13 protein-coding genes are annotated in these 13051 nt (G+C 59.0%); 7 read left to right on the top strand and 6 right to left on the bottom strand.

Annotated elements, in window-relative coordinates; translation table 11 throughout:
- Positions 1–96: 96 nt before the first annotated feature.
- Entirely contained in the window at positions 97–1173 is a 1077-nt protein-coding gene (locus AB5I78_RS08935) for a 3-deoxy-7-phosphoheptulonate synthase (protein ID WP_145163221.1), read from the top strand.
- Between the two features lie 66 nt (positions 1174–1239).
- Here AB5I78_RS08935 and AB5I78_RS08930 read toward each other — a convergent pair whose 3' ends face one another.
- Positions 1240–1521: a GNAT family N-acetyltransferase gene (locus tag AB5I78_RS08930; RefSeq protein WP_122539620.1), complete on the bottom strand. Its 282-nt coding sequence runs from the start codon at positions 1519–1521 to the stop codon at positions 1240–1242.
- A gap of 612 nt (positions 1522–2133) precedes the next feature.
- On the opposite strand from AB5I78_RS08930, the gene oprI reads away from it, so the two are divergent.
- Positions 2134–2385 carry an outer membrane lipoprotei OprI gene (oprI, locus tag AB5I78_RS08925; protein ID WP_003172710.1) on the top strand — a complete coding sequence of 84 codons (252 nt, stop codon included), beginning with the start codon at positions 2134–2136 and terminating at the stop codon, positions 2383–2385.
- Positions 2386–2519: 134 nt separating this feature from the next.
- Here the strand turns inward: oprI and AB5I78_RS08920 are convergent, their stop codons facing one another.
- The 3 genes from AB5I78_RS08920 to AB5I78_RS08910 all read right to left on the bottom strand — a co-directional run bounded on the left by AB5I78_RS08920 (position 2520) and on the right by AB5I78_RS08910 (position 4544).
- Entirely contained in the window at positions 2520–3491 is a 972-nt protein-coding gene (locus AB5I78_RS08920) for a L,D-transpeptidase family protein (protein WP_145163219.1), read from the bottom strand.
- Between the two features lie 95 nt (positions 3492–3586).
- Positions 3587–3880, bottom strand: a complete 294-nt coding sequence (locus AB5I78_RS08915; protein WP_016972348.1) for a hypothetical protein — start codon at positions 3878–3880, stop codon at positions 3587–3589.
- A 58-nt stretch (positions 3881–3938) separates the two neighbouring features.
- A complete protein-coding gene (locus tag AB5I78_RS08910; RefSeq protein ID WP_369300540.1) occupies positions 3939–4544 on the bottom strand; it encodes an arylesterase in 606 nt (201 codons plus the stop codon).
- Positions 4545–4554: 10 nt separating this feature from the next.
- Between AB5I78_RS08910 and AB5I78_RS08905 the strand changes: the two genes are divergently transcribed.
- Complete coding sequence (locus tag AB5I78_RS08905; RefSeq protein WP_016972350.1) at positions 4555–5238, top strand: ABC transporter ATP-binding protein; 684 nt, start codon at positions 4555–4557, stop codon at positions 5236–5238.
- Complete coding sequence (locus AB5I78_RS08900; protein ID WP_369300541.1) at positions 5238–7748, top strand: ABC transporter permease; 2511 nt, start codon at positions 5238–5240, stop codon at positions 7746–7748. Before AB5I78_RS08905 ends, AB5I78_RS08900 begins: the two co-directional genes overlap by 1 nt.
- 45 nt (positions 7749–7793) lie before the next feature.
- On the opposite strand, the gene greB is transcribed toward AB5I78_RS08900, so the two are convergent.
- Complete coding sequence (greB, locus tag AB5I78_RS08895) at positions 7794–8267, bottom strand: transcription elongation factor GreB (RefSeq protein WP_369300542.1); 474 nt, start codon at positions 8265–8267, stop codon at positions 7794–7796.
- A gap of 130 nt (positions 8268–8397) precedes the next feature.
- A complete protein-coding gene (locus tag AB5I78_RS08890; protein WP_369300543.1) occupies positions 8398–9396 on the bottom strand; it encodes a hypothetical protein in 999 nt (332 codons plus the stop codon).
- A gap of 241 nt (positions 9397–9637) precedes the next feature.
- Between AB5I78_RS08890 and AB5I78_RS08885 the strand changes: the two genes are divergently transcribed.
- The 3 genes from AB5I78_RS08885 to AB5I78_RS08875 are packed head-to-tail and all read left to right on the top strand — an operon-like array spanning position 9638 to position 13047.
- Positions 9638–10564: an ABC transporter ATP-binding protein gene (locus AB5I78_RS08885; RefSeq protein WP_369300544.1), complete on the top strand. Its 927-nt coding sequence runs from the start codon at positions 9638–9640 to the stop codon at positions 10562–10564.
- Positions 10561–11286 carry an ABC transporter permease gene (locus AB5I78_RS08880; RefSeq protein ID WP_369300545.1) on the top strand — a complete coding sequence of 242 codons (726 nt, stop codon included), beginning with the start codon at positions 10561–10563 and terminating at the stop codon, positions 11284–11286. The genes AB5I78_RS08885 and AB5I78_RS08880 overlap by 4 nt, the downstream gene beginning before the upstream one ends.
- Positions 11287–11301: 15 nt before the next feature.
- Positions 11302–13047 (top strand): Gldg family protein, encoded by a 1746-nt coding sequence (locus AB5I78_RS08875; protein WP_369300546.1) that lies wholly within the window; start codon positions 11302–11304, stop codon positions 13045–13047.
- The last annotated feature ends 4 nt before the right edge of the window (positions 13048–13051 follow it).

Raw genomic sequence — 13051 nt, 5'->3', positions numbered from 1 at the left:
GCGCTAAGGTTCCTCCCCCCTGCATTCAAATCATGCTGTGCTCCGCCGCACGGGGATGGCTGGCGGCCGGCACCCGTGACCCTGACGAGTAACACGATGGCTGATTTACCGATCAATGACCTTAACGTCGAATCCAACGAGACCCTGATCACGCCCGATCAGCTCAAGCGCGAAATCCCTTTGAGCGACGCTGCCCTGCAGACCGTCACCAAGGGCCGCGAAGTCATCCGTGACATTCTCGACGGCACCGACCACCGCCTCTTTGTGGTGATCGGCCCTTGCTCGATCCACGACCTCAAGGCTGCCCACGAATACGCCGAGCGCCTCAAAGTGCTCGCGGCTGAAGTGTCCGACACCTTGTACCTGGTGATGCGCGTCTACTTCGAGAAACCGCGCACTACCGTCGGCTGGAAAGGTTTGATCAACGACCCGTACCTGGACGACTCGTTCAAGATTCAGGACGGCTTGCACATCGGTCGTCAATTGCTGCTGGACCTGGCCGAAATGGGCCTGCCCACCGCCACCGAAGCCCTCGACCCGATCTCCCCGCAGTACCTGCAGGACCTGATCAGCTGGTCGGCCATCGGCGCGCGCACCACCGAATCCCAGACTCACCGCGAAATGGCGTCCGGCCTGTCTTCGGCCGTGGGTTTCAAAAACGGCACCGATGGCGGCCTGACCGTCGCGATCAACGCGCTGCAATCGGTGTCCAGCCCCCACCGCTTCCTGGGTATCAACCAGGAAGGTGGCGTGTCCATCGTCACCACCAAGGGCAACGCCTATGGTCACGTGGTCTTGCGCGGCGGCAACGGCAAACCCAACTATGATTCGGTCAGCGTTGCGCTGTGCGAGCAGGCGCTGAACAAGGCCAACATCAAGCCGAACATCATGGTCGACTGCAGCCACGCCAACTCCAACAAGGACCCGGCCCTGCAGCCACTGGTGATGGAAAACGTCGCCAACCAGATCCTCGAAGGCAACCAGTCGATTATCGGCCTGATGGTCGAGAGCCATCTGAACTGGGGTTGCCAGGCGATTCCAAAAGACCTGGCCGACTTGCAGTACGGCGTGTCGATCACCGATGCCTGCATCGACTGGTCCGCCACCGAAACCACCCTGCGCAGCATGCACGCCAAGCTCAAGGACGTATTGCCGAAACGCAAACGCACTTGAACCGCTGAATCGCGCACACAAAAACGCCGGGCTTAGCCCGGCGTTTTTCGTGGTGCGGTCGCTCAGTTACAGCTTCGCGGCATGGCGCTGGTGGCGCTCCATGTAGCGCTCTACATAAGAGCACGAGGGGATCACCGTGTAGCCGGCCTCTTCGGCGAACTTCAACGCTTCTTCGGTCAACGCCGCAGCAATGCCACGGCCCCGCAACGCGTTGGGCACGAAGGTGCGATAGATATCCAGGGTCTGTTTACCGAGGTCCATATAGGTCAGATAGGCACGATGACCGTCCACACTGGTCTCGAACTGATGACCTGCCTGGTCATGGTGGATGGACAACGCCTCGCTCATCACTACTCCTCGCGGGTCTTGGATTTTGACCCCTACCTTACCGATGTTTTTCCGGCGAAGGAACATCTACGCCACCCCGTGCCGGTTTCGACAACGAGAAAACCTATAGCGCTCACAACCAGCACGTAGGGAATAGTAGTCACCAATGCTGCAATAGCTCAAGGCGCACTCGTCATCCCTTGCCGCTGGCGGTTACAGAAAGGGCCTCGATCAATCAGTGATCGATAGCCTGAACATTGCCGGCAGTTGAATCTTGAGACGAACTGCCGCTCTTAAAGTCACCTCTACATACGCAAAAGATGCGCGAGGCGGTAACGGCCCACTGAAAAAAAGTGTCAACCTCGATATATAAATCTTTACCTGTTTACCGGACCCGGCACATGCGGGCCGGACCTCTCAGCCTGGATCGAGTTCCCAGGGAAATGAAAAAATCTGGAGGGTTTTTATACAAACCTCCTAAAGATTAGCCAAAACAGATTCGGCGCAAGAATTTTTTTTGCTTCTTGCGCTACGTCAGTTTACTTACTACAAGTAATGAGTAGTATGTACGCCGGCTATCCGCTCACTCTGAGAAAGTAGCCATTTAATAGAAAGTCCTTGAAGGGGAACACGATGAACAACGTTCTGAAATTCTCTGCTCTGGCTCTGGCCGCAGTTCTGGCTACCGGTTGCAGCAGCGTCTCCAAAGAAACCGAAGCTCGTCTGACTGCAACTGAAGACGCAGCAGCTCGCTCCCAGGCTCGTGCAGACGAAGCCTACCGTAAAGCTGATGAAGCTCTGGCTGCTGCTCAAAAAGCACAACAGACTGCTGACGAAGCTAACGAGCGCGCTCTGCGCATGCTTGAAAAAGCAAGCCGCAAGTAATAATCCTTCGGGGTTGTTATCAAGCCGATCCATTCTTGGGTCGGCTTTTTATTGCCCGGGATTCGGCCCTGAAGCCCGCGCAATAAAAAGCCCGCCGCAGCGCAAGGCTGAGGCGGGCCAGGGATCGAGCAGGCTTACTGCTGCAGATCGACCGGCGTGCTGGACGCCACCGGCGCAGTGGCGCCTGGTACACCAATCTCCGTTGGCAGACCGTCTTCGGCCGCCACCACATCGCGCACCTGATCCCAGTTCACCCGCAGGTTATTGGCCAAGTCTTCACGCTTGAGCAAAGCATTGATGACCGCCGTGTGCTTGTCGACCACGGACGGCGTGCCGTCATCGTTCAGCGGTGTATGCGCCTCAAGGTAGACCTTGCCGCCACTGCTGCCGAACTTGTAGGCATCATTGATGATGCGCACCGATGTGCCGACCGGCACCATGTCGGCCATCTCCAGCACATTGTTGTTGAACATGCGGAAGCAGCCGTGGCTTGTACGCGTGCCGATACCAAATTTCATGTTGGAACCGTGAATCAAGTAACCCGGCGTGCCCAAGGTGAACTTGAACGGGCCCAGTGGGTTGTCCGGTCCGGCAGGCACCACGTTAGGCAGCGGGTCACCATTGGCAGCGTGCTCGGCCTTGATCGACGCGGGCGGCGTCCAGGTCGGGTTGGGGATCTTGCCGGTGATGGTGGTGTGCGCAACCGGCGAACCCCAGCCTTCACGGCCGATGCCCAAGGGGAACGTGTAAACCACATTCTGGCCCTTGGGGTAATAGTAAAGCCGGTATTCCGCCAGGTTGATCACAATGCCTTCGCGAGGACCCGGCGGCAGGATGAAGCGCGTCGGCAGCACGATCTCGGTACCGGCCCCCGGCAACCAGGCGTCGACGCCAGGGTTGGCCGCGACCATTTCCGAATAACCCAGGTCGTAGGTGGTGCCAAGGTCGGCGAAGGTGTCTTCGTACTTGGCCTTGATCACCTGAACCTGACCGACAATGTCTTCACCGGGCGGCGGCAAGGGCAACTGCAGCGCTGATGCCGAACCGGCTGCACAGAGCGCAGCGAGGGACAGGCAGCAGGAAACGACGGAAAGGCGCGACAACATCCGAAAAATCCTTCGCAGAACGACGGGTAGGAAAAAACTGATTGTACACGGGTGTCAGAGGGGAAGGCAGAGGGCCTGCGACCGTGCGCAAGCCTTTACAGCTCGAAACGCAGCTCCGGCCAGATCGGCGGTGTGCCACGCTTCTGCGATTCGAGGATGGCTCGGCACAGGGGGCACAGTCGCTGGTCTTGAAAGATCGAGCGGTCGACAGATGACCAACGCGGTTGTGCGGGCAATAAAGTCCCGCAAAGCGTGCGATCGATCGAGCCGCCCAGCTCCAATTGACGCGCGACCAGATGCACCCGAACTTCCTGGCAGGCGAACAGGTCCAGCTGCTCGTCAGGCTCGATCAGTTGGTAATTGAACAGGGACCAGGCAGGGCGCGACATCGGGGGCTCCAGATCGGGGGGGCGCCACCTTAGCCGAAAGCCTGCCGGTATAAAAGCGTCATAGCAGCGGTTTTAGCGTTGGCCAGACATTTTCCAGCAACTTGCCCTGGGCACCGACCGCCGGGTGCAGCTGATCGGCCTGCATCAACTCCGGATGGCCGCCCACACCCTCAAGGAAAAACGGCACCAGCGGGATACTTTTTTCCTTGGCCAAGGCGCCATACACGTCGGCAAACGCCGTGGTGTATTTAGGACCGTAGTTGGGCGGCAGCTGCATGCCCAGCAGCAGCACCTTGGCGCCGCCGGCCTTGGACTGGTCAATCATCGACGCAAGATTTTGTTTCAATTGCGCTGGCGGCTGACCGCGTAGGCCGTCGTTACCGCCCAGCTCGAGAATCACCAGGTCCGGCTTATGCTCTGCAAGCGCCGCCGGCAGCCGCGCGAGGCCACCTGCGCTGGTGTCGCCGCTGATGGACGCATTGACCACTTTGTCGTCAAAACCTTCCTGCTTGAGCCGCTGCTGCAGCAAGGCCACCCACCCTTTGCTGGTATCCAGGCCGAAACCGGCACTGATACTATCGCCAACGATCAGGACTGTACCCGCCGCTGCGTTCTGGGCCATGCACATCAAGGCCAGGCCAGCACTCAAAAACCACATTCGCATCGGATTCTCCATGGGCGCAAGCATTCTCACCGCGCGGAACCTTAGCAAAGTGGTTCCCAGCGCGGAAGGTGAACTGACTATCCTGCACGAACTTAGCCTGGAACTGAACAAGGGCGATAGCCTGGCTATCGTCGGCAGCTCCGGCTCCGGCAAATCCACCCTCCTGGGCCTGTTGGCCGGCCTCGATCTGCCCAGCAGTGGCGAAGTCACACTGGCAGGCCAAGCCTTGAGCACCCTGGATGAAGACCAACGCGCACGCATCCGCGCCGAGCACGTCGGCTTCGTCTTCCAGTCATTCCAGCTGCTCGACAGTCTCAATGCCCTGGAAAACGTCATGCTGCCGCTGGAGCTGGACGGCCGCAAGGACGCCCGCGAGCGCGCCAAACACCTGCTCGAGCGCGTCGGCCTGGGCCAACGGCTGACCCACTCGCCGCGCCAGCTTTCCGGTGGCGAGCAACAACGGGTTGCCATCGCCCGAGCCTTCGCCGCCGAACCGGATGTGCTGTTTGCCGACGAACCCACCGGCAACCTCGACAGCCACACCGGCGAACGCATCAGCGACCTGCTGTTCGAACTTAATAAAGAAAGCGGCACGACCCTGGTACTCGTCACTCACGACGAGCGCCTGGCCCACCGTTGCCGACGCCTGATCCGCCTTGAAGCCGGCCTGATGGTCGCGCCCCTGGAGCCTTGATGGCCCGTTTGCCGCTGTTGCGCCTGTTCAGCCTTGCCATGCGTCAATTGCTGCGCGATGCCCGCGCCGGCGAGTTGCGCGTATTGTTCTTCGCGCTGGTGGTGGCCGTGGCGGCCAGCACTGCCATCGGTTACTTCGGTGCGCGTCTCAATGGCGCCATGCTGTTGCGTGCCACCGAGTTCCTCGGCGCCGACCTGGTGCTTGAAGGCAGCTCGCCTGCCCGTCCCGAACAAATCAAGTCCGGGACTGAACTGGGCCTGGATCATGCCCGCATCGTTGAGTTTTCCAGCGTCATCGCCACGGATAATGGCATTCAGCTTTCCAGCATCAAGGCGGTCAACGAGCAGTACCCGCTGCGTGGCGAGCTCAAAAGTGCGGCAGAACCGTTCGGCACTGAAACTCCTGGCGGTGGACCCAAGCCCGGTGAGGCCTGGGTGGAAGCAAGGCTGCTGACGGCGCTGGACCTGAAAGTCGGCGACAGCATCGATGTCGGCATGAAGACCCTGCGACTGACGCGCATACTGACCTACGAGCCAGACCGCGCCGGTAACTTCTATAGCCTTACACCCCGCGTCATGATCAACCTTGCCGACCTCGATGCCACCGGCGTGGTGCAGCCCGGCAGCCGCGTGAGTTACCGTGAACTGTGGCGCGCGCCTCAAGGCAGCACGGCGCTGCAAACCTATCGCGACCTGGTCAAGCCGGGCCTCGCCGCCAACCAGCGCCTGCAGGATTCGCGAGACGGCAACCAGCAGATCGGCGGCGCGCTGGGCAAGGCCGAGCGCTACCTGAACATGGCCAGCCTGGTGGCGGTCTTGCTGGCCGGCGTGGCGGTGGCATTGTCGGCCAATCGCTTCGCCAGCCGACGCTTCGATGCCAGTGCACTGTTGCGCTGCCTTGGGCTGTCGCGCCGCGAAGCGATGTTGCTGTTCACCCTGCAACTGAGCGTGCTGGGCGTGGCGGCAAGCCTGGCCGGCGCCCTGCTGGGCTGGCTGGCGCAGTTTGGTCTGTTCTATTTCCTGCACGACCTGCTGCCGGCGGACGTGCCGCCCGGCGGGCTGCTGCCGGCGGTCGCAGGCATCGGCACCGGGCTGGTCGCCCTCGCCGGCTTCGCTTTGCCGCCCCTGGCGGCACTGGGGCGTGTGCCACCGCTGCGGGTATTGCGCCGTGACCTGCTGCCGATCCCGTCCAGTACCTGGATGGTGTATGGCGCGGCGCTGTTCGCGCTCGGCCTGATTATGTGGCGCCTTAGCCTCGACCTGGTGCTGACCTTCGCCTTGCTGGGCGGCGGCGTGGTAGCTGCGCTGATCCTCGGCGGCTTGCTGCTGCTGTTGCTGCAAAGCCTGCGGCGCTTGTTGGCTCGCGCCACGCTGCCCTGGCGTCTGGGTCTTGGGCAGTTGCTGCGTCATCCGTTGGCGGCGGCCGGGCAGTCGCTGGCGTTTGGCCTTATCCTGCTGTCCATGGGCTTGATCGCCCTGCTGCGTGGCGAGTTACTGGACATCTGGCAAAACCAGCTGCCCAAGGATGCGCCCAACTATTTCGCCCTGAACATCCTGCCGGCCGACAAGGACGCCTTCAGCGCCCGACTCCTGGAGGTACAGGCGCAATCGGCGCCGTTGTACCCCGTGGTGCCGGGCCGGCTGATCAGCATCAATGGCGAAGCGGTGCAGGAAATTGTCAGCAAAGACTCGAGCGGCGACCGAGCGGTGCAGCGTGACTTGAGCCTGACCTGGGCCGCCGACCTGCCACCGGGCAATGTGCTGACAGCCGGCTCCTGGTGGTCGCAGCAGCCGGGCGATGACGTCCCCGGGGTTTCGGTGGAAGCCAAGGTCGCTGCAAGCCTGAAGCTCAAACTCAACGATCATCTGATCTTTACCGTCGGCGGAGAAAATCGTGAAGCGCGCGTCACCAGCCTGCGAACCATCAACTGGGATAACTTCCAGCCCAACTTCTTCATGATCTTCCAACCGGGCACCTTGAAGGACCTGCCCGCGACCTACTTGACCAGCTTCTACCTGGCGCCAGGCCATGATCAGCAGATCGTTGACCTGTCCCGGGCATTCCCGGCCGTCACCATCCTGCAGGTCGAGGCATTGCTGGAGCAGTTGCGCAGCATCCTCGCCCAAGTGACCCTGGCGGTGGAATACGTACTGTTGTTTGTACTGGCGGCCGGCATGGCGGTGCTGTTTTCCGGCTTGCAGGCCACCCTGGATGAGCGCATTCGCCAGGGGGCGCTGCTGCGTGCACTGGGTGCAGAGCGCAAGTTGCTGGTCAAGGCACGCCGCATCGAGTTCGGCTTGCTCGGCGCAGTCAGCGGCCTGCTGGCAGCGCTGGGTACGGAATTGGTGACATGGGTGTTGTACCGCTACGCGTTCGACCTGGCCTGGCACCCTCACCCGTGGCTGTTGCTGCTGCCGGTGATCGGTGCCGTGCTGATCGGCGGTGCCGGCGTATTCGGCACGCGCCGTGCGTTAAATGCCAGCCCACTGACGGTATTGCGCGAAGGTTGAAACATTGATGGCCCGTACGCTATTCGGAGTACGGGCCAGCAGCGTTTATTTCACATACTCGATACCGGTAATCCACCAGCACACCTCGCCGGTCGGGGTTTGCACGATGGCCTCATCGTCGACCTCCTTACGGAGCAACGCCCGGGCCATCGGTGAGTCGATGGAGATGTAGTCCATGCGCTCATAAATCTCGTCATAGCCAACGATACGAAAACGCTTGGTCTCGCCCTGCTCGTTTTCGATATCAACCCAGGCGCCGAAGAACACCTTGCCTTCCTGCTCAGGCATGTATTCCACCACGCGCATATCTTCCAGCCGCTTGCGCAAGTAGCGCACCCGCCGGTCAATTTCGCGCAGCAGCTTCTTGTTGTACTGGTAGTCCGCGTTTTCGCTGCGATCCCCCAGAGACGCTGCCCAGGTCACTTTACGCGTGATGTCCGGACGTTTTTCACGCCACAGATAATCCAGCTCTTTTTTTAGCGCCTCATGACCTTCTTTGGTAATCAGCTTGGTACTCAAACGCTTGCATCCCCAGACAATGTCCAATGGTGCCGAAACGCCACAGCATCATGCCTTGGCGTCGACTGGCAGGGGTGATGATAAATGAACTATGAAAAGTAGCCAGATCGGCAAGCACATTGCGTCACCTCTAGCCTTCCAGGGTTTGATCCAACTCAAGCAGCACACCCTGCAAACGTTGTCGCATACCCGACACCTGAGACATCGCCAGCGCCAGCTTCTGGGCCTTCTGGCTGACGTATGCTTGCTGCTCCTGCAGTTGCGTCGCGTGCTGCTCCAACTGACGATCCTTTTCATCCAGTTCGCCCTGTTTTTGTTGCAGTCGGGCCTGCCACTGCTCAAGCACTTTTTCTCGCTCAATCACCGCGTTTTTTTGTTGCGTCAGGTCCTGGGCGACCTTGGCAAGATTGGTCAGCGTACTGTCCAGTTCAGGCATCAATGCATGTTCCATTTCAACGGGGCGCTGCAATGGCGCGGGTTCACTGGGTGTCAATTGAGCCGGCTGTGCAACGGGCTCTGCCAGCGCTTCCTTCTGTGCAGTTGCGACGGGAATATCCAACGCCTCAGCAACCACAGGCTCAAGTACCGGCGGCTCGACGGGCGTGGGTGGGTTTGAAGTTCTGGCGGGCGGGATCATTTGTGATGAGAAGCGAATGGACGGCACGATCAAGGAAGCACTTTCGATCGCAGGCAAGACAGGCGCAGACATGCCCAGGGTAATCACCTTCATTACCAATGCCTTCTTGATGATCATCGAATGATGATCCTCGGGCCTGGCTGGCGGTAATTTGCAGCCTTTCAAATCAATAAAATGGAATGCAATCGAACTGTCGTTCACTGCGCTGGCTTTAGTGCCGGAGGCTGCCGCGGCCATCAGGATTTGCTTGAAGACTTGCATAGCCACTTGCAGGTCTTCTTTGGACTCGATACTGCCCAGAAAATGCCGATCAAGTTTTTTACGCAACGCAGCGATGTAAACCCTGGAGTTGCCCGGCTCAGTCTCTTCATCAAGGCTATAGACGAGAAAGTTGCAGTCGATCTGGGCAACAGCAAACCCGCAGAGCAGCGCACCGTTAACCGGGGCGTCCTGGCCACTGCGTTCAAGAACAAGGGTACGTAGAAGCATCATGATAATCAGGTCTCGTTACAAAAGAGCAAACCTTACATAAACGCCAGATAAAAAATCCGACCGTTAACCATTCTCGAAACAGCGCAATTGTTTCAGTAAGTTATCCGGCTTGACGTAGGAGTTTTCTTATAACTTCGCCCGCGCGTTCCCAAGCGTATTGATTAACCGTAACCTTTTTAAAGTTCATCCAACCACAACACGCACGTTCTCCTTCGCTCAGCCAAACTTAATCGGTAACAACATGCTCGAGATAAGCAGCCTGACTAAGCACTTGGGCAAAAGTAATGTAATCAACAATTTCTCATTGTTTGCTCAGCGCCAGGAGTGTATCGGTCTGTTCGGGGAAGACGGCGCCGGCAAAACAACCTTGCTGAACTTGATCTCCGGTATCGCTAACCCCTCCTCCGGGTCCATCACCGTCCATGGGTTCAACACCCAGACCCATCCACTTCAAGCACGCAAAGTCCTCGGTTATCAGCTCCAGGCCGGGCTCAGCCATCAGACGATGTCCGTTAAAGGCTTTCTCAATTTCATTGCCGACGTGCGAGGGTTCAGCGGGGCTGAAAAACGCAGCAGGGTGGATCGAGCAGCCATGCGCCTGGAGTTGTCGCGTGTGCTCAACGTTCCTATCGGTGCGCTTTGCGTAGGTTTGAAGCGCAAGGTAGCCATCGCCCAAGCCATCCTGCATTCACCCAGCCTGCTTCTGCTGGATGAACCGAGCGAAGGACTGGCGCCGAATCAACGGCTCAAATTCAGAACACTGGTCCAGTCCCTGACCGAAGAAATGGCGGTGATTATCGCCTCGCGTCATTGCGACGAACTGGCCAGCCTTTGCACGCGGGCGCTGGTCATCGCGCGCGGCCAGTTGGTGGCTGACACGCCGCTGTCCGAGTTTCAGCGCAAATCCCGACACTACCGGGCAGTCACCCTGGCAGCAGAAACTCCTTTGGATTTACTCGCACTGGCCGTCTTACCCGGCGTCGCAGGCATAGAAGAAGACCGGCATACACCCGGCACCGTGACCGTTCTGGCCCTGCCCGGGCACAGCATCTATCCCCCTATCAACGCACTGATCGCCAACCGCGGCTGGAACATAACGTCATTGAAACTGGAAACAGGGCGCCTGAACGAAGTCGTTCGCCATTTGAGTCATGAGGTATCTCTGTGAAACTGCTGCCGGTGATTTTCAAGCGTCAACTCATCAGCTATGCCCGTACGCCAGGCACGTACTTGAGTGTTGCTGCGTTTGTGCTGCTGTGCGCGGCACTGGGGCTGAATACGAGCCCGTGGCTCGAAGAAGGCGGCGCTGACTTACAAGTGTTTTTCCAATTACACCCTTGGCTCTACCTGCTGCTGATTCCAACCTTGTCAACGCAGCTGTGGTCGGACGAACATCACCCTGGCATGCGCGACATGATGAAAACGCTGCCCATCACGACCGTCGAACGCGTGCTGGGAAAATTTCTCGCCGCATGGGTCGTGTGTGGCATTGCCTTGGCCCTGACCTTTCCTCTGGTGGTTGTCGCCAACTACCTGGGCGCCGCGGACAACGCCGTTATCACGTCACAATTTCTGGCAAGCGGGTTGCTAGCGGGAAGTTATCTATCGGTGGGATGCTTTATCTGCGCGCTGACCCACCGGCGCATCGTTATTTTCCTACTAACGCTCGGTTTGCTGCTTACCGTCAGCATGCTTTCTTCAGCACTGGACGCCCTTGAGCACCAGGCGCCTATTTGGGTAGTAGACAGTTTGATCGCGCTTGACCCGATCTTACGCTTTGGCGCTCTCGACAACGGCAAACTGACACTCCATGACTGCCTGTACTTCGTCAGCGTGATCCTTGCCTTTCTTGCGGCAACAGCAGTCACACTCAATTACAAAGCCCGTTGAGAAGGAAAGCACCGCATGCGATCCGCTATTCGCACGGGTATGACACTTACGGTCATATCGTTACTCTTTCTGGCCTTTAATCTAGTCTGGGTAAACAACCTTCCCGATATCCGTTGGGACTTTTCACAACACAAAATCCATACGTTGTCGCCGCAGGCACGGCATCTGCTCGCCTCACTTGAGGCCCCCGTGGATTTGTATTACTTCAACTCACGCCATGACCCGCGAAAAAGCCAGGCGTTGAAACGCTATGGCGAGCGTGTGGGAGACCTGCTTGAAGAGTTCGAAAAAGCCGCCAAGGGCAGGATTAACTTGCACGTTATTGATCCGGCGCCTTATTCAGAAGAGGCCTATAAAGCGGGCCTGTTCGGGCTGGACGACACCCATGGGTTCCTCGGTCTGATAGGCGTGCGTGCAGGCCAGGCCGCACAACGTATTGACGCATTCAGCCTGGATGACGAGCCGGTGCTCGAATACGAAATAAGCCACTTGATCTACACACTGGGGCACCCAGCGCCACCCACTGTTGGCGTGCTGACAGGGCTGGCGTTGAACGAGTCCGCTGGGCAGTTACTGACGAAAATGCGTCAGCACTTCACCCTCGAAAGCCTGGCATCGAACATTCCACAGGTGCCTGAATCGATCGGGACGCTGATGGTCGTCCACCCGCGTGCACTGCCGGATCGAACCCTGTACGCGATCGAACAGTTTGTACTCAGGGGCGGAAAGTTGATGATCTTTCTCGACCCTCTGAGCGAGAGCGCGGCAGACGCCGCGCCGGCAAATCCCACGCTGGACGGGCTGCTTGCCGCGTGGGGCGTACAGATGCCGACGGACAAGCTGCTGGTGGATAATCTCTTTGCGTCGTCCGCGTCTTCCGGCGCTGGCGAGCCGACCGTCTTCCATCCGGCCAGATTGAGCCTGCCACGCCAGGCGATGACGGCGGACGACGTCAGCGCGTGGAAACTGAATACGGTGATTGTCTCGAGCAGTGGCGCACTTTCTCGCCTCAGGAAAAGCCGCACGCTGCTCACCCCGCTGCTGCAAAGCTCCACGCAGTCTGCGCTATTGGACGCTGCGCGCTTTGCATCAGCCAGCGCACTCGACTCACAAATCGATCAACCGTCTGCTGTCAGCCAACGCCAGGTGATTGCGGCTCGCCTTGGCGGCCCCGCCTATTCGGCATTTCCAGACGGTGTCGACGGGCAGCCCGCTGGTTTGCAAAAGGCTGCAGACATTCAGGTGGTGGTGGTCGCCGACACTGATTTACTCATGGACTCTGTCATCAGCTCAGCCGCCAACGGCAACGTTACGTTTGTCTTGAATACCCTGGATAACCTGGCGGCTCCTGATGTTCTCGCGAGCATTCGGCCCCGTGCAATGGCCAGCCAATCACCCAACCCGCTTTCAGACAGGCGCGAAGCCGCTGCACAGGCCTACGCCCAAAAGGCAGGGGAACTTGAACGACGGCTTGAGCGAACCGAGCACGAATGGCAACGCTTGAAACCGCCGGACACCGGCTTCGGCACCCAAGCGGTGAATACCAATACCCAGTTGCAAGCACTGAACAAGGAACGCCTGCGACTGCCCATGGAGTTACAGGCGCTCAAGGTCGAGGCTTACGCATCAGTGCATCAAGTGGAGCTAACCCTGAAACTGCTGCTGATCGGCGCCGTACCGCTGCTGGTGTGCTTTATCGCGTGGACAGTATCGCTTTACAACCGGCGACGTCGATCAGCCGTGACCGCCAACCTGCTTTAAGCAC

It is taken from the genome of Pseudomonas sp. N2-3-1-14, from assembly GCF_041228395.1.
In the GTDB taxonomy this organism is placed as follows: Bacteria; Pseudomonadota; Gammaproteobacteria; order Pseudomonadales; family Pseudomonadaceae; genus Aquipseudomonas.
This window is presented reverse-complemented; position numbering and strand designations above follow the sequence as displayed.